This window comes from Alteromonas sp. M12, assembly GCF_037478005.1.
In the GTDB taxonomy this organism is placed as follows: domain Bacteria; phylum Pseudomonadota; class Gammaproteobacteria; order Enterobacterales; family Alteromonadaceae; genus Aliiglaciecola; species Aliiglaciecola lipolytica_A.
The window spans coordinates 3982529-4009228 of the sequence record NZ_CP144164.1; the positions used below are offsets into that span (position 1 = coordinate 3982529).

General features: G+C 41.4%; 25 protein-coding genes and 1 tRNA gene. 17 read left to right on the top strand and 9 right to left on the bottom strand.

The annotated features are described in order from the left end of the window. Positions 1 to 36 precede the first annotated feature (36 nt). Together VUI23_RS16945 and VUI23_RS16950 are read right to left on the bottom strand one after the other, a co-directional pair. Positions 37 to 609, bottom strand: a complete 573-nt coding sequence (locus VUI23_RS16945; protein ID WP_342805099.1) for a DUF2780 domain-containing protein — start codon at positions 607 to 609, stop codon at positions 37 to 39. 567 nt (positions 610 to 1176) lie between these two features. Next, positions 1177 to 1452, bottom strand: a complete 276-nt coding sequence (locus VUI23_RS16950) for a hypothetical protein (RefSeq protein ID WP_342805100.1) — start codon at positions 1450 to 1452, stop codon at positions 1177 to 1179. 483 nt (positions 1453 to 1935) lie between these two features. On the opposite strand from VUI23_RS16950, the gene VUI23_RS16955 reads away from it, so the two are divergent. From VUI23_RS16955 to VUI23_RS16990, 8 genes are all read left to right on the top strand, one after another. Further along, positions 1936 to 4227: a TonB-dependent receptor gene (locus VUI23_RS16955; RefSeq protein ID WP_342805101.1), complete on the top strand. Its 2292-nt coding sequence runs from the start codon at positions 1936 to 1938 to the stop codon at positions 4225 to 4227. A gap of 129 nt (positions 4228 to 4356) precedes the next feature. Next, positions 4357 to 5619: an amine dehydrogenase large subunit gene (locus VUI23_RS16960; protein ID WP_342805103.1), complete on the top strand. Its 1263-nt coding sequence runs from the start codon at positions 4357 to 4359 to the stop codon at positions 5617 to 5619. Further along, positions 5619 to 6158: a MauE/DoxX family redox-associated membrane protein gene (locus VUI23_RS16965; protein WP_342805105.1), complete on the top strand. Its 540-nt coding sequence runs from the start codon at positions 5619 to 5621 to the stop codon at positions 6156 to 6158. The genes VUI23_RS16960 and VUI23_RS16965 overlap by 1 nt, the downstream gene beginning before the upstream one ends. Beyond that, positions 6158 to 6778 carry a redoxin domain-containing protein gene (locus VUI23_RS16970; protein ID WP_342805107.1) on the top strand — a complete coding sequence of 207 codons (621 nt, stop codon included), beginning with the start codon at positions 6158 to 6160 and terminating at the stop codon, positions 6776 to 6778. The genes VUI23_RS16965 and VUI23_RS16970 overlap by 1 nt, the downstream gene beginning before the upstream one ends. Before the next feature lies 1 nt (position 6779). After that, complete coding sequence (locus tag VUI23_RS16975) at positions 6780 to 7292, top strand: methylamine dehydrogenase light chain (protein WP_216049550.1); 513 nt, start codon at positions 6780 to 6782, stop codon at positions 7290 to 7292. Between the two features lie 6 nt (positions 7293 to 7298). After that, the gene (locus tag VUI23_RS16980) at positions 7299 to 7748 is read left to right on the top strand and encodes a cytochrome C (RefSeq protein WP_342805109.1); all 450 of its coding nucleotides are present in this window, start codon (positions 7299 to 7301) and stop codon (positions 7746 to 7748) included. 20 nt (positions 7749 to 7768) lie between these two features. Next, positions 7769 to 8353, top strand: coding sequence for a c-type cytochrome (locus tag VUI23_RS16985; RefSeq protein ID WP_342805111.1), 585 nt, complete (start codon positions 7769 to 7771; stop codon positions 8351 to 8353). 358 nt (positions 8354 to 8711) lie between these two features. After that, positions 8712 to 9329 carry a PEP-CTERM sorting domain-containing protein gene (locus tag VUI23_RS16990; protein WP_342805113.1) on the top strand — a complete coding sequence of 206 codons (618 nt, stop codon included), beginning with the start codon at positions 8712 to 8714 and terminating at the stop codon, positions 9327 to 9329. A 252-nt stretch (positions 9330 to 9581) separates the two neighbouring features. Here the strand turns inward: VUI23_RS16990 and VUI23_RS16995 are convergent, their stop codons facing one another. The 4 genes from VUI23_RS16995 to VUI23_RS17010 all read right to left on the bottom strand — a co-directional run bounded on the left by VUI23_RS16995 (position 9582) and on the right by VUI23_RS17010 (position 12544). Continuing rightward, positions 9582 to 9944 (bottom strand): hypothetical protein, encoded by a 363-nt coding sequence (locus VUI23_RS16995; protein WP_342805115.1) that lies wholly within the window; start codon positions 9942 to 9944, stop codon positions 9582 to 9584. A gap of 1714 nt (positions 9945 to 11658) precedes the next feature. Continuing rightward, positions 11659 to 11745, bottom strand: a tRNA-Leu gene (locus VUI23_RS17000). A gap of 176 nt (positions 11746 to 11921) precedes the next feature. Continuing rightward, positions 11922 to 12266 carry a hypothetical protein gene (locus tag VUI23_RS17005; RefSeq protein ID WP_216048755.1) on the bottom strand — a complete coding sequence of 115 codons (345 nt, stop codon included), beginning with the start codon at positions 12264 to 12266 and terminating at the stop codon, positions 11922 to 11924. A 14-nt stretch (positions 12267 to 12280) separates the two neighbouring features. Next, positions 12281 to 12544 carry a hypothetical protein gene (locus VUI23_RS17010; RefSeq protein WP_342805117.1) on the bottom strand — a complete coding sequence of 88 codons (264 nt, stop codon included), beginning with the start codon at positions 12542 to 12544 and terminating at the stop codon, positions 12281 to 12283. Positions 12545 to 12714: 170 nt separating this feature from the next. On the opposite strand from VUI23_RS17010, the gene VUI23_RS17015 reads away from it, so the two are divergent. From VUI23_RS17015 to VUI23_RS17030, 4 genes are all read left to right on the top strand, one after another. Then, on the top strand, positions 12715 to 14187 hold the full coding sequence (locus VUI23_RS17015) for an ATP-binding protein (RefSeq protein WP_342805119.1): 1473 nt from the start codon (positions 12715 to 12717) through the stop codon (positions 14185 to 14187). Further along, a complete protein-coding gene (locus tag VUI23_RS17020; RefSeq protein WP_342805121.1) occupies positions 14184 to 14870 on the top strand; it encodes a response regulator in 687 nt (228 codons plus the stop codon). Before VUI23_RS17015 ends, VUI23_RS17020 begins: the two co-directional genes overlap by 4 nt. A gap of 129 nt (positions 14871 to 14999) precedes the next feature. Further along, a complete protein-coding gene (locus tag VUI23_RS17025; protein WP_216048759.1) occupies positions 15000 to 15992 on the top strand; it encodes a YHYH protein in 993 nt (330 codons plus the stop codon). A 15-nt stretch (positions 15993 to 16007) separates the two neighbouring features. After that, positions 16008 to 16316 carry a hypothetical protein gene (locus VUI23_RS17030; protein ID WP_342805123.1) on the top strand — a complete coding sequence of 103 codons (309 nt, stop codon included), beginning with the start codon at positions 16008 to 16010 and terminating at the stop codon, positions 16314 to 16316. A 68-nt stretch (positions 16317 to 16384) separates the two neighbouring features. On the opposite strand, the gene VUI23_RS17035 is transcribed toward VUI23_RS17030, so the two are convergent. After that, complete coding sequence (locus VUI23_RS17035) at positions 16385 to 17035, bottom strand: hypothetical protein (protein WP_342805125.1); 651 nt, start codon at positions 17033 to 17035, stop codon at positions 16385 to 16387. A 93-nt stretch (positions 17036 to 17128) separates the two neighbouring features. Further along, positions 17129 to 18097 carry a sugar kinase gene (locus VUI23_RS17040; protein WP_342805127.1) on the bottom strand — a complete coding sequence of 323 codons (969 nt, stop codon included), beginning with the start codon at positions 18095 to 18097 and terminating at the stop codon, positions 17129 to 17131. A gap of 736 nt (positions 18098 to 18833) precedes the next feature. Between VUI23_RS17040 and VUI23_RS17045 the strand changes: the two genes are divergently transcribed. The 5 genes from VUI23_RS17045 to VUI23_RS17065 all read left to right on the top strand — a co-directional run bounded on the left by VUI23_RS17045 (position 18834) and on the right by VUI23_RS17065 (position 25601). After that, positions 18834 to 19565, top strand: coding sequence for a FadR/GntR family transcriptional regulator (locus VUI23_RS17045; protein WP_216048763.1), 732 nt, complete (start codon positions 18834 to 18836; stop codon positions 19563 to 19565). A gap of 104 nt (positions 19566 to 19669) precedes the next feature. Further along, positions 19670 to 20179 (top strand): RDD family protein, encoded by a 510-nt coding sequence (locus VUI23_RS17050; protein ID WP_216048764.1) that lies wholly within the window; start codon positions 19670 to 19672, stop codon positions 20177 to 20179. Positions 20180 to 20552: 373 nt separating this feature from the next. Then, complete coding sequence (locus VUI23_RS17055; RefSeq protein ID WP_342805130.1) at positions 20553 to 22994, top strand: TonB-dependent receptor; 2442 nt, start codon at positions 20553 to 20555, stop codon at positions 22992 to 22994. 95 nt (positions 22995 to 23089) lie between these two features. Next, positions 23090 to 24208 carry a purine nucleoside permease gene (locus VUI23_RS17060; RefSeq protein ID WP_216048766.1) on the top strand — a complete coding sequence of 373 codons (1119 nt, stop codon included), beginning with the start codon at positions 23090 to 23092 and terminating at the stop codon, positions 24206 to 24208. 64 nt (positions 24209 to 24272) lie between these two features. Beyond that, on the top strand, positions 24273 to 25601 hold the full coding sequence (locus tag VUI23_RS17065) for an NCS2 family permease (protein ID WP_216048767.1): 1329 nt from the start codon (positions 24273 to 24275) through the stop codon (positions 25599 to 25601). A 37-nt stretch (positions 25602 to 25638) separates the two neighbouring features. Here VUI23_RS17065 and lptG read toward each other — a convergent pair whose 3' ends face one another. Further along, positions 25639 to 26700: an LPS export ABC transporter permease LptG gene (gene lptG, locus VUI23_RS17070; RefSeq protein ID WP_216048768.1), complete on the bottom strand. Its 1062-nt coding sequence runs from the start codon at positions 26698 to 26700 to the stop codon at positions 25639 to 25641.

Sequence of the window (26700 nt, forward strand, 5' to 3'; positions counted from 1 at the left end):
GTGTTGCCCGCTAGACGTTACCCACAAATAAAATGATTAGAGTGCGGTCATTATGTTGCCTAAACCAGACTGCAACAAAGATAGCGTATCTTCTTCTTCACTAAAGTAGCTATTAATTTGCGCAATAAAGTTGGCAATCATATCAGTATCTAAACCAAGCGCTTCAAATTGCTGTTTTAATTCATTAATTGCACTCAAAGATGAACTGTATTCAGAAGCTTTGTTAAGTAAACCAGAAACTGATGAACTGTTAGAAGATGAATCCGAAGTTAATGTGGGAACGTTTTCTAACAACGAATCCAAACCAGGAATAGATTGCGCAAGTTGAGTGTAATCAGTTCCTGAAAGGTTGTTTTTAGCATAATCAAAAATCGAAGCTAAGCCACCTTCCGACTGTGTTTCAGATACTTCTAGGTTATCAGAGACTAAACTAACTAAACTTGAAACATCAAGTGATTGAGTCTGTTCTGACGACTCAGACTGGGTAGACTCGTTATTGATAGTCGCAGTGTTACCTAATAACCCCTTTAATTTATCCACAGTATCGTTGGCTGATACGTTAGTAGAAATAGTCAGTGTCGTGATGAGTAAAGCTAATAAAGTTTTCATTTAATATTCCTTTAATTCAAGCCCATTTTTTACGTTCAAACATGTAAAAAAACACAACTTGCTTTTTATGCATGTTATGTCCTGAGAATTTAAGTTGGTTTAGTTTCTTAATGTATGGATATTTCTAGCGCAAATTTTAACATGATTTGACGGCTGATTCTTTACCAGAAGTGTAAAGATTGTCTTTACAAAACAGTCTATTTTCCACTCATAAATTCATGGTTAACCGCCGAGGTGCTTATACTAAATAGAAACCCTCACCTGTAGCATGGTCTTTAGGCCATGGAAGGTCGCTGCGCGGGGTTAAAACACCCGCCTACAAGAGCCATTCTTCCCGTAGCATGGCCTTTAGGCCATGGAAAGTCGCTGCGCGGGGTTAAAACACCCGCCTACAAGAGCCATTCCTCCCGTAGCATGGCCTTTAGGCCATGGAAGGTCGCTGCGCGGGGTTAAAACACCCGCCTACAAGAGCCATTCTTCCCGTAGCATGGCCTTTAGGCCATGGAAGGTCGCTGCGCGGGGTTAAAACACCCGCCTACAAGAGCCATTCTTCCTGTAGCATGGTCTTTAGGCCCATGGAAGGTCGCGCAACTGCGCGGGGCTAAAGCACCCACCTACAAGAGCCATTCTTCCCGTAGCATGGCCTTTAGGCCATGGAAGGTCGCGCAACTGCGCGGGGCTAAAGCACCCACCTACAAGAGCCATTCTTCCCGTAGCATGGCCTTTAGGCCATGCAAGGTCGCGCAACTGCGCGGAGTTAAAACACCCACCTACAAGAGCCATTCTTCCCGTAGTATGGCCTTTAGGCCATGGAAGGTCGCTGCGCGGGGTTAAAGCACCCACCTACAAGAGCCATTCTTCCCGTAGCATGGCCTTTAGGCCATGGAAGGTCGCGCAACTGCGCGGGGTTAAAACACCCGCCTACAAGAGCCATTCTTCCCGTAGCATGGCCTTTAGGCCATGGCATAACCGTGTACCCGCCTCCAACAGTTCAGCAAACCAAAATTATTAGCAATAGTGAATTATTGAATTAATGAATTAATGAATTAATGAATTAATGAATTATTGAATTATTGAATTATTGAAGCAATATTTTGGCTTTTATATTTTAAAAAACCTTCACTGATTAACTAATTTTTTAACGCCTTTCTCTTCTTATAAATTTTGACAAGCCATTAACAATGTGTATATATTAGCCACTTAGTTGATAAATCAAGTAATAATTAACACTATTAATCCACTAAAACCCAAGATTCACAGCGCATTCTTGGATAAGACTTTACTGTTCAGATATAAAAATTCTAATAATTAAGAAGGTATTGAAACATGAGACACCATAAACTAGCCCTCGCCATTGCAACAACCTTGAGCTTGGGCTTATCGTCCATTTCTTATGCACAAGAAGATAGTGTTTTTGAAAAAATTCAAGTCACTGCAAAGAAAAAATCACAAGATTTACAAGACGTAAGTGTCTCTGTTACCGCTTTTTCTGGTAATGCCCTTCGTGAGCTTAACATGACCGATAGTGTTGATATCTCTGCGCAAACCCCAGGGTTAAATATTGGTACACCGGTTGGAGAAGGTAATAACCCTTCAATTTCTCTGCGTGGTGTAGGGCTTAATGATTTCAATGATAACAATGAAGGACCAATAGCAGTATATCGCGATGAAGTATATCAATCAGCGATGCCAGGTCTAACCTTTCAGCTATTTGACTTAGAGCGAGTAGAAGTACTAAGAGGACCTCAAGGTACTCTATATGGTAGAAACGCAACCGGTGGTTTAGTCCACTTCATATCCGCAGAACCAACCGAAGACACTGAAGTTTTGTTTGATGTTACCGTTGCACAATACAATCAAATTAAGACGGAAGCGGCAGTAGGTGGCAGTTTAACTGACTCTATACAAGGAAGATTAGCGATTGCTACCAACAATCACGACGGCTATGTTGAAAATAGAATTGGTAAAGATGCAAATGAAGCTGACAGCCGAGCTTATCGCTTACAGTTAAACTTCAATATTACTGATGATTTTTCCGCACTGTTTAATATTCATGGTGGTAAATCTAATACAAATGCTCCTCAATACCAGCATTTGGCATCGGATGACGGGACTGGAAATACAACCTCAGATTTTTACGGGTATGCGGATAACGATGGAGATAACTTTGCTGGTGAATATAATCGACAAGGCGTGTTAGATATAGACTCAGATGGTGCCTCTTTAAAGTTAAACTGGGAAAATACTAATTATACGTTTACCTCTATCACAGCAATAGAGAATGTAGAAAAACTACATCAGGAAGATGCCGACGTCGGTCCTTATAGTGGACTAGTTCCTCAATTTTCATCGAAAAATGAACAATTCAGTCAAGAGTTTAGATTAAGTGGTTCGGCAGAATCGTTCGATTGGATTGCAGGCGCCTATTATTTTGAAAATGAAGTCACAGGTGCTCTTGATTTAGATATTAACTATCCAGGCCCTCTCATCGATGCCATAACAGGCGCACCAGAAGGCACATTTGGCTCAGATCTAGTGCTTTTTGTGAATTACGATATTGACTATGATCAAGATACGGAATCCTATGGCCTTTTTGGACAAATCGAAACACCACTAACCGATAAGCTGACCTTAACCCTTGGTTTACGTTATACATCAGAAGACCGCAGCATGGATTATCAAAATCTAGCGACAACAAAACCTGACGCTGTTGTAAACTCATGTCTTATTCCAGCCGGAGATGTTTGTGGTTTAGTCGGTGATTCAAGTTACCCTGGTACAGATTATTATTTTAACTTTACTGATCAAAATCCGACTGCAGCAGACCTAACAAGTATCGACGATGATAATATCTCAGGCCAAATTGGGCTGGACTACAAAATTAGCAAAGATACCTTAGTATTCTTCAATATCGCTAATGGCTTTAAAAGTGGTGGGTTCAATGGCGGCTTTCTCGACTTCACCGATGGCGTAACCGAAGAAGACGTAGCGTTTGACTCAGAAGAACTGACAAGCTATGAAGCTGGCATAAAAACCACCTTGGCCAGTGGCGATGTAAGAATTAACAGCAGTATCTTCTATTATGATTATAAAAATTATCAAGCTTTGACATTCGCTGGCTTAAGCCAATTTATCAATAATTCCGATGCGAAATTGCAGGGCCTAGATGTAGAAGTTACGTGGGTGCCTGGTGATGATTGGGATATTAAGCTTGGAGCTAGTTTACTGGATACAGAAATTGAAAGTGTGGTTGTGCGCGGTGTAGGCACAGTAGAAGATCGCGAAATGGTACTTGCGCCCAAGTATACAGTTAACGGTATAGTAAGATATCAGGCGACTGAGAAGATCTCTGCTCAATTGGATTTCAATCTCCAGAGTGAGCAATTCTTCGACATCACAAATAGCGATATATCGAAAGAAAAATCATATACCGTTTTTAATGCGCGTCTTGGTTATCAAATAAATGATAACTGGAAGGCTTCGGCTTTTGTTAAAAACTTAACCGATGAAGAATATAGAGTGTACTCATTTGATTTCACGCAAAGTGCTGGCTTTATCCAAGAGTTTTACGCCAGACCAAGATGGATGGGTGTAAACATTCAATATAATTATTACTAAAAAGGACGTAAATAATAGATTTGAAAAACGATATATTAACGGGTGATGTTTGATAACTTCAAAACAAGATCGGTTCACCCGTTAAATCGCAAATAAATAAAACATAGCTGCGGTTAGGATTAAAACAATATGTTTATGAACATAAAGCTCTCCAAAATACTACTAAATAGCGTCGTAATTTCAGTATTTGTGACTGGTTGTACAACTAGTTCAGATATGACGCAAGAAGAACCAATGGTCAACTCAAATGCGACGCAAGACAGTGCCACAAGCACTATAAAAGTAGACCCCAGTTTACCTCCGTTACCAATCGAAAAAACCGGTAAAATCGAAGTTTTGCCAGCCAAGTACCCTGAAAGCTGGATGTTTGTAGACGAATCAAGTTTTACCAGTATGTTCGGCGGCAAAGTCATCATTTTAGACATAAATGAGCCGAAACAATCCAAACGAATAAAAGGAACAGCAGATAAAAATTTATTAGGTAATTTTGCTGCTGCAAAAACACGACCTGAATTCTACATTGTAGAGTCTTTTCACTCTCGCGGTAGTCGAGGCCCGAAGATAGATGTGCTCGCTATATATGACAAAGTGACCCTAACACCAATCAAAGAAATCACTTTAGAACATACTCGACTGCAGTCTCTGCCAAGACGAGATGCTGTTACACTGTCGGCCGACGAGAAATTTCTATATATCGCTAATTTTAGCCCTGCAGCATCTTTCACAGTGGTTAATTTAGACACCCACGAGGTTGTTGGAACAGTAGGAACTCCAGGCTGTGTTTTGCCCTTCCCCACTGGAAAATATAGCGTGACATCAATATGCAGCAATGGCAGTTTGCTGACCACAATCTTAGATGAAAATGGCCTAAAGTCTTCTCAACAACGAGTCGCTCCATTTTTTGATACCGATAAAACACCTATTTTTGAACGCCCCGCATATATCGATAATATCGCCTACTTCCCTAGTTTCGAAGGCGAAATTCACGCAATCGATTTATCTGCCGAAGTAGCTACTTACAAAGGAAAGTGGAGCCTTGTTACTGAGCAAGAAAAAGCAGCAGGTTGGAGACCAGGGGGATTGGCCATTGCCGACACTGATGAACAAGGCTTAATGTATGTGGTAATGAATCCTAACGGATTCGATGGCTCACAAACCCATGGCGGCGAGCAAATATGGGTATTTGATGTTAAAACTCAATCGCGTATTGCTGCAATCGATGCACCTAACTGGGCGGTATCCGTTGCCGTAACTCGAGGTAAAGATCCTTTATTGGTAGTGACAAACGGAGAAATGAATCTAGACATCATTAATCCCAAAACAGGCGAACTAGTTAAAACCATTAGTGACTTTGGAAACATCACACCAATCATCATTCATAAGGCTTATTAATGAATGTTTTTAACTTTTTATCTGACGCTATCGCATTGTTTTTTATGTGGCTATTTGTGCGAGCAGCCATCCATAAATTACAAGCAAGTAATCGCGAATATTACAAACAACTCTTTGCTGACTATGGTGTAACTAAACCAAAGCTAGCATCTGCATTGAGTTACGTCTTGGGCGCGCTAGAACTAATAATTGCGGTTGCGCTTATATTTGAAGCGACCCGTACAAACGCTTCAATTATTGCCGCGTTGCTGTTGAGTATTTATCTAACAGGCATGGCCATCCAGCTTATTCAGGGAAAACGAGATATCAACTGTGGATGCAGCGGTCCAAATTCTCACATAAAAGTCAGTTGGCCTTTAATCTTAAGGAACGCAGTTTTAGTTCCATTAGTATTAATTTGTACTTTGCCAACAGCTGGATTTGCATCATCACTCTGGTTCGCCGTGCTAATGACGGGGGCGTTTCTAATTTTAACTTATTCTTGCGTTGAGAACTTAATCGCTAATGCGCAAAAAATTTCTATATTGAGGACCAACTAATGGACTTTATTACTGTTTCAAATAGTGTGTTGTGGATAATTGTTATTCTACAATCGATTGTAATATTTGCTTTGATCCGACAAGTAGGAGTGCTGTTTGAGCGCGTGGCTCCAGCAGGTGCACTAGCGATCAATCAAACTCTGGAAGTAGGTGCACCCGCGCCTAATTTAAGCCTGCAAACCTTATCCTCTGCGCTTGTGGATGTTGGTGGAAAGTCACCATCGTATAAATCGCAATTATTATTTTTTGTATCTCCAGACTGCCCTGTATGTAAGAGCTTGTTACCCGCACTGAAATCTGCCGCTAAATCAGAAAAATCGTGGATAGATCTTATTTTGGCCAGTGATGGTAAGCAACAAGACCACGCCGGTTTTGTGAAGCAATATGGACTTTCTGATTACCCCTACATAGTGTCTGAGTTGTTAGGGAAATCTTACGGTGTAGCTAAACTACCCTATGCGGTGGTTATCGATGAATTGGGCAATGTTGCATCTATGGGGATCATCAATTCCAGAGAGCATTTAGATAGCTTATTTGAAGCTAAAGAGCGAAAAATAGCGTCAATCCAAGATTTCATGCAAGGCCAACAAGCCGAAGAACAGTTTGTGGAGGTTAAATAAAATGAAATTTTTAGACCGAATGTTTGAAAAAAAGGCACGTGAGTTAGCACAAACCAACGGAAGACGAGGATTGCTAAAAAAGCTTGGAGCGACTTTAGTAGGTGCAAGTGCTATTCCATTGCTTCCCGTTGCCAGAGCAGCCGAACCAAAAGGACTCCCGCAAGAAGTCGGCGATCCTGGTAGCTGTGACTATTGGCGCTATTGTGCTGTAGACGGATTTTTGTGTGAATGTTGTGGCGGCTCGACTAATTCTTGCCCTCCTGGTACTGAAATGTCACCTATTACCTGGATTGGCACTTGTACTAACCCTGTGGATGGCCGTAATTATGTGATTTCTTACAACGATTGCTGTGGCAAAACTCAGTGCAATACCTGCTTATGTCAACGAGACGAAGGCGACCGCCCATTATATCGTTCAGACAAATCTAACGACGTGAACTGGTGTTTAGGTGCTAGCAGTTCTGTGTATCACTGTTCAACCGCAATCGTGGTTGGTATCGCGTTTGATAAGTAAATGTAGATGAAAAAACATCTTAGTCGTCTGCTGTGGTTTTGTTGTTTATTTGGCTTTACTTGCAATGCCGAAGAGGCCGTTAATGAAGCTAGAGCATTGTTTAACTACCAAATGTTATGCCAAGGCTGTCACGTCGGTGATGGCAGCGGAGGAAAAGATGTGCCCAATATGAATGGCGCAGTTGGGATATTTTTAAATAGTGCCGAAGGACGTGAATACCTGATTAAAGTGCCCGGCGCAGCCAATAGTGCGTTGGACAATAAGGAGCTTGCGGAATTGATGAACTGGATGATACCCGTCATGGGAAAAGACAGTGTTCCAGATGACTTTGTGCCCTACACCGAACAAGAAGTCGAAACATTACGACAAGAACCATTAATGGAAGTTGTGGATCATAGAGCTAAGTTGCTTGAGCAAATTTTAGATAAAAGCACTTCAATCACAACGACAAATTAAACACCTTTTGAGAACTAATAATGATGAAAATTCCCTTAAAAAATGTGTGTATGAATATAGCAATGTTAATCAGTTTCAGTTTGCTAACGGCGCAAACTTTTGCCGCCGAAGATATGGAATCCTTAACGACTAGCTGTGCTGCTTGCCATGGAGAAAATGGATTGGCGACGACCAATGAATGGCCAAATTTAGCGGGGCAAAAACAAGGTTACCTGTTGGCGCAATTAAAAGCCTTCAAAGAGGGGAGCCGAGAAAATGTGCTGATGACGGGTCTATTGACGAATATCTCGGATCAAGATTTGACGAAAATCGCCCAGTATTATTCTAAATTACCTTTCGAAAAAGCCCAGTCCCAATCCATTAACCTAGATGGACAAAACGTGCGCGCTAATTGCCTGTCATGTCATGGAATGACAGGCAATACTATTAACGATACCTGGCCTAATTTAGCCGGTCAAAATAAAGGTTATCTTTTACAACAACTTAAAGACTTCAGTAGCAACAAAAGACATTCAATCATTATGAACGTAATTGCTAGCGAGTTGACCGAACAACAAATGAAAGATGTTGCCGAGTATTATGAACAAGTAGGTACGGTGCAATAAAGTATGCAACATATTCCGTCAAGAAATAAAATCTAGAACCTCCATAACAATGCTAGTGTTTTTCACCATTTAATTGATGCCCAAAAACAAAATAAAGGTGAAGAAACGATTCTGGTATGTTCTTTTTACTTATAGGTGAATAGGTGAATAGGCGATGAACTCAGTAAATTAGGCAAGCGTTCATAATCAATCAGTGTTAATACTTATTTGTGTCAATGTTTTTAACAGATTACTTAGCTCGCTATACAAACAAAATCTAAGTATTTGATATTTAATAATTTAAATAGTGATTCATTTTATGCTTAGTTAAGATTGGATAGTTAAATTTATAACTTCACTTATAAAGAGAACATATAAAATGAATAAATTAATAGCTGGTTTAAGTTTTATCTTTTTCAGTAGCTTTGCTACTGCAACCATTATCAATTTTGATACTGACGCAAATGGTGTGGCGATTGCGGCTAATACACCTATCACCAATCAATATCAAAGCCTTGGTGTGACCTTTGCTGGTTTTGAAGATGGCGTTTTAGCTGACATTGCGGCCGCCCCCGATCCAGACGGCGTGACTGCCCCAAGCTCACCTAATGTATTAACGAACTGTGCTAATGCAAATCTTGGATGTCCAGGAAATCGTGCTGATATAGTGGAGATTTTATTTGCATCAAGTGCTTCGAATATATCTCTAATGCTTGATACTTTAGGTAGTTCATCAGTTACCTTTAACTTATTTGATATGAATGATTTATTGATTGAAACTCAGTCTATTACCTCAGGATTATTCTCTGCTTATGTTCCTGTCTCTTTTGCCGCCACGGGCGTTAAAAGAATTGAAGGTCTTCAGCCCGCTGATGGTTGGGCATGGGCTATGGACGATTTGAGCTTTGATGCTGCAGACGTACCCGAACCTAGTAGCTTAGCACTTATGTCTTTAATTGTACTTTGCCTAGGTTTCGCTCGTAAAAGAGCCAGCTAGAAAATTCTTTACAAGGTTAGCTATCAATTAATTTGATCGCTAACCTTATTACTTTTGCCCCCATCGAGCCCACTATTATTAGTTATTACATCGAAGCTTTGTCAAAATATCTGTTCTAAATTTCAACTGACAAATTGAATTCACTTTAATAAAACGAGGCGCCAAGTTCTGCGACTCTGTAAAGATAACCTTTCACGAAATTGAAAAAACAACGGTCCCATTGAGAAAGACCGCTGTTTACATAAGATAATATTAACGACGTTTGAAGGGTGGGCTGCCGCGGAAGTTGGCAGATTTCCTATTGCCAGTAAGCTCAAATTGAGCAACATCATCAATTGGGACACACTCTATAGATCGTTTATAGGGAGGTTTACTGCGCATTGACACAGTTATTCTGTTTACACACTGTTGCTCACTACTTTCTGCCTTAAATTGCACGACATCGTATTTTTTTGCTTCTACAAATGAACGCTTGAATGGTGGTTTACCATAATGATCTACAACCATCACTTTTGTGCTATTCGCTTCCTCATTTAAAGGAGAGGCTGCATTAGAAGCAAACGAGAGCATTGAAAGTGGCGAGAATACAATAAAAGGCAAAATGTTTTTTTTCATAAAGTGTCCTCAATTAAATTAAAAAATACATTAAACACCGTGAATTTTAACCTTTGTTAAATAAAAATTAACTCAAACCAGTGATAGCTATTGACTATCAACATCGAGGATATTACTAGAAAAAATTGATAACCTGAGTTGTATATTCTTCATCCTCGCCCCCCACCTGCAGCATGGCCTTTAGGCTATAGCATCAAACGGCAACCGCGGGGCTAAAGCACCCACCTACAAAAGTGGGCTCTTCATCATTACTGGGGGCAACCTCAAATGTCAGGCACAAAAAAACAACATGTAGCATGGTCTTTAGGCCATGGCATCAAACGACAACCGGGAGGCTAAAGCACCCGCCCACAAAAGTGGACTCTTCATCATTACTGGGGCAACCTCAAATGTCAGGCACAAAAAAAAACAACATGTAGCATGGTCTTTAGGCCATGGCATCAAACGACAACCGCGAGGCTAAAGCACCCGCCTACAAAAGTGGGCTCTTCATCATTACTGGGGGCAACCTCAAATTTCAGGCACAAAAAAACCAACTTGTAGCATGGTCTTTAGGCCATGGCATCAAACGACAACCGCGAGGCTAAAGCACCCACCTACAAAAGTGGGCTTATCAACAACAACCTGACAACCTCAAATTTCAGGCACAAAAAAAACACCTGTAGCATGGTCTTTAGGCCATGGAAGGTCGCTGCGCGGGGTTAAAACACCCGCCTACAAGAGCCATTCTTCCCGTAGCATGGCCTTTAGGCCCATGGAAGGTCGCGCAACTGCGCGGGGCTAAAGCACCCACCTACAAAAGTGGGCTTATCAACAACAACGGGACGACCTCAAATGTCAGGCTCAAAAAAAACAACATGTAGCATGGTCTTTAGGCCATGGCATCAAACGGCAACCGCGAGGCTAAAGCACCCACCTACAAAAGTGGGCTCTTCATCATTACTGGGGGCAACCTCAAATGTCAGGCACAAAAAAAAACAACATGTAGCATGGTCTTTAGGCCATGGCATCAAACGACAACCGGGAGGCTAAAGCACCCGCCCACAAAAGTGGACTCTTCATCATTACTGGGGCAACCTCAAATGTCAGGCACAAAAAAACCAACTTGTAGCATGGCCTTTAGGCCATGGCATCAAACGACAACCGCGAGGCTAAAGCACCCGCCTACAAAAGTGGGCTCTTCATCATTACTGGGGGCAACCTCAAATTTCAGACACAAAAAGACCAACTTGTAGCATGGCCTTTAGGCCATGGCCCCTATCAACCACCGCGGGGCTAAAGCACCCACCCACAAAAGTGGGCTCTTCATCATTACTGGGGGCAACCTCAAATTTCAGGCACAAAAAAACCAACTTGTAGCATGGCCTTTAGGCCATGGCATCAAACGGCAACCGCGGGGCTAAAGCACCCACCTACAAAAGTGGGCTTATCAACAACAACGGGACGACCTCAAATTTCAGACACAAAAAAACCAACTAAAAAGTTGGTTTAATGTTTGGTACCAGAGGGTAAGGCTGGAATCCTTAGCAACGCAGTTGCGCCCAGCCGCACGACACGCCAAGGATGGCATGGCTGGGTGAGCCACCATGGATGGGTTCAAATTGGGTTTTGTCTAGCGTTAATTCGAAGAGCTCACCTCACGAATAGTCCGGCGAGTTGAGATTAACTCAAATTTCAGACACAAAAAAACCAACTAAAAAGTTGGTTTAATGTTTGGTACCAGAGGCCGGACTTGAACCGGCACACCATTACTGGCGGCGGATTTTGAATCCGCTGCGTCTACCAATTCCGCCACTCTGGCAACGTACGATTAATCTATTTGATTAAGCGTTTGGTATACTCGCTGTGCTAACGAGTGGCAGGCATTATATCTTCGCAATTTCTGCTTGCAAGTATTTTATGCAATGAACATCATCAAATGTCGATAAATTAGGCATAATCGGACAAATGATGTGCTCATGAACTGAATTTTTACTGCTAAGCGTAAGTATCAACAGTTAACAAACTATCAGAACTGGATTTTTGTCCGCTAATTTGAGAAAGCGCGTTAAGAAATTGACTGCCTTTTTCCTCATCACTTAGCTTATCTGCCTGAGACTTATTGCTATCCAGAAATGATTTCAATTCCGCTTGCTGATCTTTAGATAAAGAACTCAACATGGATGTCACTTGCTCTTGCTGCTCAGATGATAAAGACGCCACTGATGACTCAAGACCTGGCGGCACTGCACCTTGTGGCGGTGGTGGCGGACGTCTTTGTTGAGTATCATCCATATTGATATCAGACATATTGATTGAACTGCTTTGACTATTAATTTGCATTGTTCGCTCCGGTATTAGTTATTGTCTTCAGATCTGCGCTGTCCATGCCCTTCCGGCACAGCTACAAGTTCGTCTTGCATGATTTGGCAAGTAGCGGTAATAGTATCACCACGGGGCGTACTGAAGCTCACTTCATCGCCTTCACTTTTTCCTTCACAAACTTCGATTGCTTCTTGCGGAGGCTTACCACCTCGCCCTTCTCTATCTGGCTTTGCTAGCGTTAATGGGCTGACTAAAACGGAACTCAAAATCAAAAGTGTCATCACTGATTTTTGCATATACAATTCTCCAAAATTAAAAGATGTAAACGGTTAAATTGACTATTTTCACTGGTTAAAGGTTAACAAATGAATGTGCAGAAAGTGTGCATTTACCGTGGAATAAAGCGCTACTTCAGCTTTTGTGACTAGTGCAAGCCAAATTCACCCGATATACTTGCGCCATGAAAATGACAACTAAACTATTTTTGATTTTATTGGGCCTTATCACCACTATGCTGGTGATTTCTTTAAGCCTTGCCCAGTGGAGCTTTAAACAAGGATTTCTGGAATTTGTTTCTGGTATCGAACAAAGCCGTCTTGAGAAAATAAGTAACGATGTACTGGCGCAATATGTATTGTCCAAGAACAGCTGGGAAGACGTTCAACGGATTGGTCTGGAAGACTTTATCAACAACAATAAACGTTTTAATTCTCCGCCAAAACATCCGCCCATGAATAATAGAGGTGGTGGAGAGCGGCCAAGACATGCTCCGCCTCCCCACCAGCAACTGCTTGCCAATAGACCTAACGAGAAACCCAATCCAGGCGCGCCCTGGCGGGATAACACGTCCGGCCCTCCAACGGGGTTATTCGACGTAAATGGCGCGCTACTTTCAGGTGATGACCACTCAGATAATAGTCAGAACTCGTTTAGCTATCCATTGTATATAGATAATATAAAAGTGGGCGAACTTAGAAGCTGGCCAAGCATTGAAGGTTCCTCTGAGTCAGCAAACCTATTTGCGCAAAAACAATTTTCTGCTTTTTTAATTATTGGACTCGTCTGTTTAATTTTGGCCGGCTTGCTGTCACTGTTGGTATCTCGTAAATTGTTGCAGCCCATCAAACTAATTATGCAAGGTGTTTCCCAACTTAGTAGCGGCAATTACGCTGTTAATCTCACCACAAATCGCAAAGATGAACTTGGCGAATTAATGGATAACGTTTCCTACTTAAGCCAAACCTTAAATAAAAACCGCTCTGCCAAAAATCGGCTTTTTGCGGATATTTCTCACGAATTGAGAACTCCGTTAACAGTGCTAACCGGTGAAATTGATTTATTAAAAGAAGGGGTTAGACCCTTTAACTTGAAAAATTTACTATCTCTGGAACAGGAAACTGAGCGTCTAAATCATCTGGTTGAAGATTTGTACCAACTATCTCTATCGGATGTGGGAGCATTGAAGTACTCCATGGTTCAGACAAACTTATCCGAAACTGTTGAACGCTGCATTCAAAGTGTTAGCCAGCACGCAGGAGCAAAGTCGATAAAAATAACCGCCGACATTCAACACAATATTATGATGACCATGGATAATAGGCGAATTGAACAACTGTGCTTGAACTTGCTAATGAATTCCATTGCATATACAGATACGCCTGGGCAGATAGATATAGCTTTATCGGTACAACAAGAGCACATTAGCTTACGCATCAACGACTCCAAACCATCAGTTAAACATAGCTATTGCGAGAAGCTATTTGAACCCATGTTTAGGGTAGATTCATCGCGCACCAGCAGAGAATCCGGTGCAGGACTGGGTCTTACAATTAGTAAAAATATTGCAGAAGCCCATCAGGGGCAAATTAAGGCATCACCATCTTCGCTAGGTGGCTTATGTATCGAAGTAATGTTTCCGTTACCAAGGGGTGAAAAGTGAATCAACAAAAACATGTTCTGGTTGTTGAAGATGAGCCCAAGATCGCTCAAATCTTAGTTGAGTTTTTACAACTAGAAGATTTTCAGGCTACCGTTTTACACGATGGCAAAAACGTAATCGAGTTTGTCAAAAAACACTCCCCTGACTTCGTTATTCTGGATGTCATGTTGCCGTTTAAAGATGGTTACACTCTATGTAAAGAAATTCGTCAATTTTCCACGGTTCCGATTCTGATGTTAACCGCCAGAGTAGATGAAATAGATAGAATAATGGGCTTAGGAATTGGAGCCGATGATTATGTTTGCAAACCTTTTTCCGCCCGAGAAGTGGTAGCAAGAGTACAAGCCATATTGCGTCGATTTGAACAACAATCGATTTCCTTAGACAATGTAGTTACCTATAAAAATATTCAACTGGATTTAGCTCGTCACCAGACCACAGTAGCGGATGTTCACGTTGAATTAACCCCGGTGGAATTTAGGTTATTACTGGCCTTAGTTAAGCGTCCTGGCGTGGTATTTTCACGCGACCAACTAATGAATACCTGTTATGAGGATGAGCGAATTGTTAGCTCACGTACTATTGATAGTCACATGAAAAATCTAAGAGCTAAATTACAAATAGGTCAATCCGCAAATCCCCTGCTACATTCAATTTATGGCGTTGGTTATAAAATCGAATAAATACGGGCAGCGAATCTTCCAAGGGCTTTAAATTTCAATCAAAAACACACTTTATTTGCACAGTCTCTGCACATTTCGTCGCTATGCTTTCGCTCATTCAAATATTGAGTACAAAGTAGAGGCTCTAGAATGCAAAAAAAATCATGTTTTGCTCTATCATTGATAATTAGCAGCGTATTGTTATACGGATGTAATGGCAGCCAAACAGATGATGTCACTGTTGATGATGGAAGTAGCAGTGACGACAGTTCGCTGACAACCCAATCTACTTTCGACCCAGATGTGTTTCACGATGGTGCGCTACTTGAAACCCCTACCATTGAAAACTGCACTTTATCAGGTGGAACCTCAACGACTTGCTACCGGATCACTATCGCTGGCGAGCCTGTCACAACGGACATCGGTCCCTTTTGTCCTCCTACTATTTATTCCGATGCCAGTGAAGGAGGAATCTGGTTTGACGGTTCAGGGGAAGTGTATGATATTGATGGCGAATTTATTCTCAATCTTGCCAATCTCTACGGCGCCGATTGGCAACTTTATGATCCTGAAACAGGCAACGTCAATGTAACCAATACGCAAGCTTCTTGCGAAGGTGCGGCCCGCCCGAATGTTGCAGAAGAATACCAAAATCACTGTGTCGAATGCTCACTCACTTACTTTGGTGGTGCAGTGTCTCAAACCTTTTTAATCCCCGTTGAACCCGTTGCAATGAGCAATCCCGACAGTATCAACAATAACGATTTGGGAATAACAGTTAACGGCGTGGTGTTAGCTCCTCCTGCTCCTGTTGACGCTATTCTTGCAGCCAATACCATCGCTGCGTTTGATGATTGTGGTGGACACATCAATCCGTTTGAAGGCTACCACTATCATGCTTCAACTGGTTGCACAGAATCGGTATTTCAAGACGACAATCACGCCAGTTTATTAGGTTATGCCATCGACGGATACGGTATTTATGGAATGCTAAATATGTCTGGCGAAGAAGATTACGACTTGGACGAATGTCGTGGTCATAGTGATGACACTAGAGGCTATCACTACCATTCGGCGAGCGCTGGAGAAAATATGTTTATCGGTTGTTTCAAAGGTGAACAAGGGTACTTGGTTAGCGAGTAATTATTTAAGGATAAAATGATGAAAAAATATGTATTGATAGTTGGATTAGTTGCTTTTAACAGTGTTGCTCATCAAGGGCACATTGACGATACAGCATTACAAGCATGCGCTGAGAAGGCTATAGCAACCCCTTGTGGATACGTGTCAGCCAACCTACAACTACACAAAGGCAGCTGCCAACAATTTAATCAAAATCTTATTTGTGTGCGGAATAAACCCCTTGAGACAGTGACGGACGAGAAACTGGCTAAGCTCAGAGCCGAGGGTGAAGTTGCCATATCGACTTGGTTGTCGAAACGACATGCCTCCCATAAAGGACACTAGTAGGTTAATTTAAGTCGGTTTAATTAAGCAGCAAGCAGTCTCTAATTAAAAATCGCAAACGAAGATCTTTATTGCTCACTGAAGTCATACACTTTAGGTAAATAAAAATCTTCGCCTGCTTTGTGTTTTTTCTGCATTACGTCAAAAAATGCTCTGATTGAAATCCCGTGGACTTTGACAACATTCAGCTTGTGTTGCAAATCATCAATGAAATCTTCACTAATATTATGCGCGTATTTAATTAACTCCAAATCAGCCTCGTCCCCCACATCAAAGTAGCTTTGTATAAAAGTATGCAACTGAGCAATGCGAAACAACACTTTCATTGAACTTGGGATCCAGCGCTTAAATTCCATATCTGGATGATTAATTAAACCTCTATCAACTTCTTGGTTTTTCATCCAAGGAATGCAATGAATTTCAAACCCTCGATGGGTAAACACCTTGTAAATAGACAACCTAGGAGCTCGCGTAAATTCGACTGAGCCAAGCTGGCCGGCCTTACCATCAAGGGTTTTGGGATTCCAATTAGCCTGATTTAATAATCCATCAAGAGAGTTCTCAAAGCCATAACGAAACATTCCTTCGGCTAGGCCTAAGGAAGTCGAAACTGCATGGTAAAACGGTGGAACATTATTAAAAGTGATTTTTTGTTTAAGACGATTAATGTCTCGCAAGACTAAATCATGACGTTTATTGCTAGTAGGATCAGGGGGCATTTTTGCTAGGGCATTTAACCAAATTCATAATAACTAATAGTGTACTTGGATAAGGCTAAATGCAACCTATAAACCTAAGTCTAGCAAAGTCTTTTACGCTGCTTTGTAACCTTTCCAGAAGTTCTTAAATTTTTCTTGGGGCATAATCGCGCCGCGATGATTAGTGACCTCTTTGGCAACTGCAGCCGCTTTTTCGATGGCGCTTTTCATATCTAAGCCTAGGATTCTTGCTCCCAGGTAAACACCAGCAAAAGCATCGCCAGCAGAAGTGGTATCGATAACGGCGGGATTAGGGGCAACTTGCACTTCACAACATGCATCTGAGGTATAGCCGAAAACACTCTTCGAGCCATCTTTAATAATCAGTTCATCAAAGCCACAACTATTTAAAAATTTGACAATTTGTTGCCGTTGTCGCAACCCAAATAGTTCGAAGTCTTCCATTCCCGGCAATAAAATATTGGCTACCTGAAAACCCTGACCTATGGCATTTTGGGCGACTTTTTCGTTTTCCCATAAAGCGGGGCGATAATTTGGATCGAATGCAATATTGACACCTTTATTACGCAAACGACAAAGCATATGCAGTAACTGAGCACGATCATTGTCATTTAAGATAGCTAAGGTGATACCGGAAAAAAAGATTAATTGGCAATCTTGAAGGGCTTGTTCGGCATTTTTTGACAAGTTCTGCATTAACAATTTAGCCGCAGAGTCGTTGCGCCAATATAAAAAAGAACGCTCACCTTGATCATCTGTTTGCACCATGTAAGCACCCATAATACGCTTTTCATCTACTTCGATAAAACGATTATCTAAGCCTTCTAATTGCAACATATCGAGCAGTTGTGTGCTTACAGTATCGCTGCCAATGCAACTCATAAAATTAACATTTAATTGCTCAAAAGCACGTTTCATATAAACACTGCTATTGAAAGTATCCCCAGCGAAGCCCTTATGAAACTTGTCATCTCCGTATTGACTTAGCTCCATCATACATTCCCCAATCATGACAATAGGTTTTGAAGAATATATCTGCGAATTATCACTTTGTTGCACCATTATTTAGCTCACTTGTTTGTAAAACCACACCTAGATCATGAAGATCTGCTAATTATGTCCAGTTTCTGTCGATTCGTATTGAATAAAAACCGCCAACAACAAACTAACCAAAACAGAATGATAGCATTACCAATTACAAATATTGGTCATACCACAAATATTATGATTACAATATTATGATTACAAATTAATGTCGATGGGTTTGAAATATAAAGATTTAAAATGAGAGAGAGGGAAATTAGGCCACCGAGGTGGCCTCCGCAGGGTACGCGGGCATGAGTAAGTTACCTGAACAAACCGCATTGTCAACCAAAACATAAAAAAGGTATAACCAAAAATACCAAATCCAAATAAAACAACTAAATCAAATGGTCAGGTATTTGTTTACGAAATCTAGGCTTGTTGAAATCATTATTGCTGAGAATTATTATTGCTAAATAAAATTGAACACTTAACAAGATTCGTAAACAGATTAAGGTGTAGACTAGTACAAAATAAAAAGTATTTAGCCACTTAAAATTGTATTAAATCAATTGCTCTGCACGGTAAGATCCTTAACTTAATCTTGCTTACCAATGTATTTCTCAGTTGCTTGCTCAACTTAGTACAGTTAGCACGTTGGGCTATACAAATTGGCATTGCAGTTAAGTACGCGTACAATTTGCATTATTATAGATGCAGACTCTGGCTAATTGTTCTTTGCTGTATAAATTTTGTTTCAGGAAAAATTTAGAAAATGAAAAATCGTCGTATGTTTTGGCAGATTGTAAGTAAAATTGAATCACAGATTGACGCTGGCCGTTACCCTGTGGGCAGTCGCCTTCCACCAGAAAGAGAATTAGCAGAAAACTTTGAAGTCAGTCGCCCTACTATTCGAGAAGCGATAATTGCGCTAGAAGTAAGAGGCAGAGTTGAAGTAAAAGTGAGTTCAGGTGTATACGTCATTGATACTGCATCTAAAGGCGAATCTACGCCCAACATCAGCGCATTTGAATTAACACAAGCGCGCGCTTTAGTTGAGGGAGAAGCAGCCGCCCTTGCTGCATTATCAATTACCGATAAAGAACTCGAAGCACTAGAGAAAACGTTAAAAGCAATGGAAAATGGCGATGAGCCAGAAGCCGCTGATCGCGAATTTCATTCGATTATTGCTACTGCAACTCGCAATACAGCTTTGCTTTATTCGATACAACATTATTGGACGTTACGTGAGTCTCAGCCACAAATTGTTGCTGCATATAAAGGTGTATGTAGTAGTAGTGTTCAAGATCGTCTTGAAGAACATAGACGCATCTATTTGGCACTGAAAAAGCATGACTCTCAAGAAGCACGAGCGGCTATGCACGGCCATTTTCATCGTTTAATTAATTCATTATTTGAAATATCTGAAGCCGAAGCATTGGAAGAAGTCAGAAAAAAATCCAATGAAACCCGTGATCGTTATTCTTTGACTCACTTGGTCGGTTAATATCAGCATGGCTTATGTTGTTGTGAATACAATATAAGCTTGATTTGTTTAAATTTTGCCAACTAATTTTGTGCGCCCATAGCATCATTATCATTTAGGTTAACATGACCCAAACTACCCAACATTTTCCTCGTGCTGGCTTTTTTAAACGATTAGCAGCCATGGTATATGACATCCTAGTTGCCGTGGCAATTGGCATGTGTGCAGGACTTATTTATTCAGTTATTGGCTTGATGTTATTTGAAAATGGCATAATTGATAAGCAAGGTTTTACCCATTTCATGGATTTTACTGACCAATCCTTGTGGTTTAGAATCAGCGAGCAAATCTGGGTTGGATTCTGGATTTTGGTTTTCTTTTTGTGGTTTTGGCGAAATGGTGGACAAACCATCGGCATGCGTGCTTGGCGATTACGTTTATTTAGTACAACCGATCAGCCGTTGGGCTACGGTCGAGCTTTAATGCGAATTATTTTCTCATTAGGGGGATTGGGAACACTTTTAGTATTATTTGATGTGAAAAATAAACAATCTTTGCAAGATAGACTGGCAGGAACTGAAATGCTGGTGTTAAGCAAAGATGCAAATCATCACCGTGCTTGGAAATCACTTTAAGCACTTAATCATCGCTAATGAACTCAATCAGAATTTTTTCTTGCTGCTATTTAGGATTATTCAACGACATCGGTAAATAAAAGGATCTAAGGCTCACAAGCGCTATTTTTCACAGAGTGTTCAGTATGGTGCAATGCTCATTTTTTAGGCCTTTTGTGGTGCACTTAGACGTTAAGCAGCCTGCGAAAAAAATAACCCCCTCATCAAAAAACCAATAAATACCCCTATATTTCAATACCTTATAAAACAACAAAAAAGCTGACCATTCGGTCAACTCTCTGGCATCTTTTGTGCTAACTCTCTTGACTAATTGATTCAGAAATCAAAATCAATTTATTCAAATAAGAATTACACACAAGCCAGGAAACACACTATGAAAAACAACAACAAACAAAAGTTTCATCCGGTAGCATTGGGAATTGCTATTGGTCTTGCGACTTTGCAGCCTTTGAGTTTATATGCACAAGAAGCTGAAGAAGATGCAACTGAAAGCGTGGAGCGCATCTCTATTACAGGCTCCTTAGGTAGCTTGCCTGGTCAAGATGTAGAGTCAGTATTCGGTTTTGGAAAATCTATACTGGAGACTCCCCGTTCAGCCTCCACGATTAGTGATGAACAACTCGAGCGTTTTGCGGTATCCGACATAGATGATTTAGTCGCTTTCGCTCCAGGTACTTATACCCAATCATTCTTTGGTGTTGCGGGCTCTTTGGATGTACGTGGTACTCCGGGTGAAGCATATTTTCGAGGGGTTAAACGATTAGATAATCCTGGAAACTATCCAACTCCAATTGGTGCCTCAAGCAGTATCGATATTGTAAGAGGCCCAGCTTCCCCTATTTACGGACCAGCTAAAATTGGGGGATACCTCAACTTTAACCCTAAATCTGCCCGTGCTAGCGGTGGCCAATATTTGGATGAAAATAAAGGTGCATTCTCATACACATTAGGAAGTTGGGACAAAAGTGTCCTAACTGCCGAATTAGGTGGCCCAGCGTCAATCGGCGATAAAAAAATGGGCTTCTATCTCTATGGTGAAGTTGAGAATTCTGGCAGCTACTATGATAACTCAGCAACCGATCAAACCGTGTTACAAGCATCGTTTAATATTGATATCACTGATAATTTACGCCTTGAATTTGGTGGAATGCATCATGATTATGATGGAAATCAAGTAGCCGGTTGGAACCGCTTAACCCAAGATTTAATTGACACAGGAACCTACATAACGGGTACCGCCAAAAATATTGATACCGATGGTTCAGGAGCTATTTCCCATGAAGAGTATGGTGCTGTAAATCTAGCTGGAGAAAACTTTTTCTATGCATTTGCACCATCGTTCACCGATGCCGACGCCACTGAATTGATGCAGCTTGATAATCCTGGCACCACAACATTAAGCGGTAATCAGGTATTAGTTGCCGCCGACGATGTCCTAACTAACACTGTTGATACCCTATATTTCGATATTATTTATTACACAGAAAATGATTGGGAAATTAAAAACCAAATGTTTTATGAGGCATATGAAAACCTCAATGAAAATGCCTATGGTTTCTCTCAATTCCATGAAAGTTCTGTTTTCGAAAACAAATTGATTATTTCAACTGAATACGAAAACGACTCTCTACTTGCACAATTTCAGGTGTCACCATCTATTCGACGCACTCAGTTCTTACATGGTGATGATTTTACCTATGAGTACTTTAACCGTCGCGATTTAACCATGGAGTCAACCGCGTTAGATAGACGTGAATTAGCCACACGTATCGACGACAATTACGATAACTATGACGAAGGTAATTACATCGATTATGGTATTGCTGCGATGACCGATTTAACCTGGGATTTCGGCCTGAATATCGTGTTAGGTCTTCGCTATGACGTTATCGATGTAGAAACCACTAGCCACGGCGATAAGCTATTGGTGAAAGGGCCTGTTGTTAGTGCTGAGGATAGTTTCAATGGCACCTCATGGAACACCAGTATTTCATATAAAACGCCAATTGGTTTGATTCCCTACATCACGATAGCGGAACAAGCAACCGTGATTGCAGGTCAAGGTGCTGAGATTGGTTATGGTCAATTGATTGATGATGATGGCAATTCATATAACGGTGCATTTGATACTTCTGAATTGAAAGAAATTGGTATCAAGGGCTCGTTTTTAGATGATACCTTGTATTTTGCTTTATCTTCCTATAAACAAGAACGCTCCGATTTTAATGCACAAGCGATTGTTACCAATGCAACTACTGAGAACAAAGGTACTGAGTTTGAATTACGTTGGGTTGTGAATGAGCAATTAGTTGTTACCGCTGGTTATACCAACATGAAAGTATACAACCTAACTGCATACAACAATGGTGAAGGTGGTTCATTATTTGGTTTCTTGGGTGCTGAAGATCTGACTAGCCTATCTGACCCATCACTTGTATTTGGTGGTAATCCCATCGGCTTAACCTTAATCGATGTTGGTGCAAGTAAAGAAGATGCCCGTAAACAAGGGATTCCAGAAAACATCTACACCGCAACCGCGACCTATGATTTCCAGAATGGTTTTGCAATAAACGGGAGTGTAATTCGTGCTGACGAAACTTACTCTAGCTTCTCTAAATCGGTTGAATTACCTGCCTATACTTTGGTCAATGCAGGGGTTGTTTACGATGCAGATACCTGGACTGCGAGTTTATCCATTAAGAACCTTACGGATGAAAAATACTATCGCGCAAATTTCCCAGATCTATTTGGGGCGCAAATTGTGCTACCTGAGTTACCAAGACATTACCAAGCGAAATTTAGCTATAAATTTTAATCTTAAAAATAACGTTAAAATGAGTTAATTGTTTTATTGGTATTAGGGTAAATATGTTGTTTCGACATATTTACCCTTTTTACAGGAATCGACAAATGTTCGGCATTACACTCCAAAAATTATTTAACAGCGCATTATTCAGTGTCGCTATATTAGGGTTGACAGCTTGTACTGTCGATAACAGTGAATCTAATTCAACAACGCTTCCAACAGCGATTGAAGTAAAAGTGGTTGTGGTAACCATGTTTGAAATTGGTGAAGATGAAGGGGATAAACCCGGTGAATTCCAACTTTGGAAGGCCGGCCAAAAACTCTCAACCAAATTCGATTTCCCCCACTCACATCACGATATATATATGAATACTGACACTGGCGTGATGGGAATTGTCACCGGCATGGGCACCGCTAAGGCCACTGCAGCAATAATGGCGCTAGGTTTAGATCCTCGCTTTGATTTAAGTAAGGCCTATTGGTTGGTAGCCGGCATAGCGGGTTTTGATCCCGCTGATGCATCTATTGGTTCTGCCGCTTGGGCAACATGGATTGTAGATGGCGACTTAGCCCACCAAATTGACGCACGAGAAATTCCAGAACAGTGGTCTTCTGGTTATTTTCCGCTTTTTGCCAATGCTCCATATTCTGATTCAGAACACGCATCAGACACCCAGCACAGCGCTAACGGTGAAGTTTATAAACTGAATCCATCGTTAACGGAATGGGCTTTTCAGCTCACTAAAAATATTCAATTAACAGATTACCCAGCAATGGCAGAATTGCGGGCCAAATACAGCGACTTTGCAAATGCGCAGAAAAAACCTTTTGTGCTCAAAGGTGATCAGCTTGCCTCGTCTACGTTCTGGCACGGAAAACGACTTAATCAATGGGCAAATGACTGGACAACCTTTTGGACCAACGGTCAGGGTAACTTTGTCAGCTCCGGTATGGAAGACACCGGCACTATGCAAGCCATAGAGTATTTAGACCGAATAGATAAAGTAGATAGAGACAGAGTGATGGTGCTGCGTACAGGTAGCAATTACTCTATGCAACCAACAGGTTTAAGTGCCGCCGAAAATCTGGCGATGGAAAGCGGTGAGGCGGGCTTTGCTGGCATGCAATCGGCCTTGGAATCAGCCTATACGGTAGGTAGCACAGTCGTAAAAGCCCTACTTGACGATTGGAAAAATTATCGCCAAAATCCACCAAGCGCTTGATTTTAATAGTATAAAAAATGCTGATAGACATCAGGTCAATTATAATAACTAGAGACATCATCCAATGAACACATTTTTAGAGCGCTTTTTTAGTCTGTCGCAACACGGTACAAACTTTAAAACCGAATGCATTGCCGGTCTGACGACATTTGCCGCTATGTCATATGTATTAGTAGTCAATCCAAGCATCTTATCCGCCTCTGGTATGCCCGTCGCCGGCTTAATTACGGTAACTGCATTGGCTGCCTGTATTGGCACTTTGTTGATGGCATTCATGACTAATTATCCGATTGCTATGGCACCGGGCATGGGGCTCAACGCGTTTTTTGCGTTTACTATCTGTATTACTCGAGAGGTGCCTTGGGAAGCGGCCCTTGGTATTGTATTTTGGAATGGGATTTTATTTGTACTGTTATCGTTATTGGGGATCCGCAAAAAAATTGCCGATTCTATACCGAATGCCTTAAAGATAGGTGTGCAGTGCGGTATCGGACTATTTATTGCTTTTATCGGACTGAAAAATGCCGGCTTGATTGTCGATAACCCAGCCACATTGGTGTCTTTAGGGGACTTATCTCAACCTGTGACCCTACTGGCATTAGCGGGCATAGTCGGTACCATCATATTAGTCGCGAAGAATATTACTGGGGCAATTTTAATATCGGTTATTGGTTTAGCCATTATTGGCGCCTTCATTCCCCATGGAGAAGGTACATTAACCCCTACTCCCGCCGGAATAGTTGGGTTACCAGAGAGCATATCATCAACGTTTTTTGCAATGGATATTATGTATCCCATAGAAAATTTTGCGCACACCTGGGATCTAATATTCGCCCTACTGTTTGTGAATATGTTCGATACTATAGGTACCCTAATAGGCGTATCTCGCAAAGCCAACTTACTTGATAGTAATGGTGAATTACCGAAGATGGGCAGCGCCATGACCGCTGATGCTGCAGCCAGTGTGGTAGGAGCAACCTTAGGTACATCACCGGTCACATCATATGTAGAATCAGCATCAGGGGTGTCAGCCGGCGGCAGAACGGGGCTCACTGCGGTAATTGTCGCCCTTTGCTTCGTGTTAGCCTTGTTCTTCACTCCATTGATGGTTGTAGTGCCCGTAATGGCAACCACGCCAGCATTAGTGATGGTAGGTATATTTATGATGGAGTCTATTCGTCAACTAGATTTTGATGACTTGCCCTCGTTAGCAACCGCCACTGTAGCCTTACTCACAATGCCACTCACGTTTAGCATAAGCGAAGGTATCGCATTGGGCTTTATCACTTATGTTGGGGTGAATCTGGGGATGGGCAAATACAAACAAATATCGGCCCTTACTTACATCATGGCTGGCATATTTATGCTGCGCTATATATTTAACTTGAAATAAATCAAAGGGATCTTACCCCTTGATTTATTTTTGGGGGTTAGCGTTTGAGCAAAAATCCGGCAATTGCAGCAAAAACTAAACTTGGCGTTATTGCACCGAGGAAAGGGGGCAGTTGAAAGACTAAGCTGAAGGTGCCAAAGGTTTCATTACTAATGAAAAACGCAAACCCCGCTAATACTCCCATAATGACCCGAGCTCCCATAGTCACACTGCGCAACGGGCCAAACACAAAGGATAAGGCTAGTAACAACATTACGCCAATAGACACGGGTTGCAAAATTTTACGCCACAATGCCAAATTATAACGCCCCGAATCTTGGCTGTTATTTTCTAGATATTGCACGTAACCATTCAAACCTTGAATTGATAATGCTTCGGGTTTGACACTTACCACGCTCAATTTGTCAGGAGTGAGAGTTGATTGCCAACTGCCTAACTTGACATTTTGTCCACGTATTTTCTTATCGCCAATAAACGTATAATCAACGTTTGTTAAGCGCCAAACGTCATCCACAAACTCCGCTTTTTCAGCGCTCGTAATCTGACGAAGGTTCAAATCTGAATCAAATTCGTAGACATTGATATCGATAAGATTATTGCGGTCAACAACCTCACCTATGCTCACAAAGTTATCACCATCCTTTGCCCACACCAGACTGTCAGATGAAAACAAACTGCCGCCAGATATAGCCTGGGTTCTTATTTCTTTGGCCTTTGCTTCGGTAACAGGTGCCACCCATTCACCAATTGCCATCACAAATAAAACCATCACAATGGCCGTTTTCATTGCCGATACTGTGATATTCCAACGTGATAACCCGGCCGATTGCATGATCACCAACTCAGAATTGCTTGCCAGAATACCCAATCCGATCAAACCGCCCAATAAGGTGGCCATTGGAAAGAACTGCTCTAACTCGCGGGGTAAACTGAGCAGCACATAAATACCAGCTGCGGTCATATCGTAACTGCCACGGCCGACGCTTTTCATTTGCTCTACGAATTTAATCAGAGCGCTTAAACCTACAAGTACAGACAAACTAATCGCCGTGGTGCCAAGCAAGGTGCGAGCAATATAAATATCTAGAATACGAAACAT